Origin of the sequence: Paenibacillus xylanexedens (assembly GCF_007676705.1) — a bacterium.
GTDB lineage: Bacteria > Bacillota > Bacilli > Paenibacillales > Paenibacillaceae > Paenibacillus > Paenibacillus xylanexedens_C.
Genome location: NZ_VEBF01000203.1, coordinates 1 through 295, shown reverse-complemented (window position 1 = coordinate 295; position 295 = coordinate 1). Strand labels below are relative to the sequence as shown.

Annotated in this window: 1 protein-coding gene; it reads right to left on the bottom strand. The window is 50.8% G+C overall.

The window, feature by feature from the left end:
- Positions 1 to 295 (bottom strand): WecB/TagA/CpsF family glycosyltransferase (locus FS628_RS30450; RefSeq protein WP_186328039.1); only part of this gene is annotated, 295 nt, incomplete at both ends.

Genomic DNA, 295 nt, shown 5'->3' with positions numbered 1-295 from the left:
ATAGAACCACTCCACTCTTAACTTTTCGAACACTATAGGTCCACGTTTCGTTTTCCCCCAAATCACATCAAAGCTCCCCCCAACCCCCATCCTTACCCCAACCTCCAACCCATCTTTCTGCTTATCAATCCACCGTTCTTGGTTCTCCGCCCCACGTCCTACAAACAACAGATCCCCTCCCCCTTCCCCAATCCAACCGATGACCTCTTCATCCTCAGCCCGACCAAAATAACCCTCCCCATACCCCACAATTCCAATCCCCCCATATTCCTCTTCTAACCCAACTCCCCTTTCT